The sequence below is a fragment of the Rhodococcus sp. PAE-6 genome (genome assembly GCF_025290685.1).
Taxonomy (GTDB): Bacteria; Actinomycetota; Actinomycetes; order Mycobacteriales; family Mycobacteriaceae; genus Rhodococcus; species Rhodococcus pyridinivorans.
Genome location: NZ_JAOCLZ010000094.1, coordinates 1 through 493 on the forward strand (window position 1 = coordinate 1; position 493 = coordinate 493).

1 pseudogene is annotated in these 493 nt (G+C 64.3%); it reads right to left on the reverse strand.

What is annotated here, in order from left to right:
* Positions 1-368: pseudogene (locus NVV99_RS26370) on the reverse strand (transposase); the annotation flags it as partial.
* Between the last annotated feature and the right edge of the window lie 125 nt (positions 369-493).

Below are 493 nucleotides of genomic sequence, written 5' to 3' on the forward strand. Positions count from 1 at the left end.
GGGACCGGTCAAAGATCCCCCTTTTTCGCCCGCACGTGCGCGGCGTCGAGGATCGCGGCGGACCAGTCCAGGTCCCCACCGGCACCGAGTTGGTCGAGGACCCGGCGGTGCAGCTCGTCGAACACCCCAGCCTTGGCCCAGGTCGTGAACCTTCTATGCGCGGTCGGAACACTGACTCCGAATGACGGCGGCAGGTGCCGCCAGGCACAGCCGCTGGTGAGCACGTAGACGATAGCGGTGAACACCGCCCGATCATCGAGCGCCGCCCGGCCGCCACCCTGCGGCCGCGCCCGGAAGCCGGGCAGCAACGGTTCGACGATATCCCACAACGCATCCGGTACCAGCCGGGAAGACAACGCATCGACCACGACGGTGCATTATGCCGCACAAACGATCGAGACCATAAGAGACACTCTCTAATACTGCAACGACAGTTTGTGATGTCGTTGTTTGTAGTGACTGGCGCGGGCTCTGGCTTGGCTGATGCGACGCC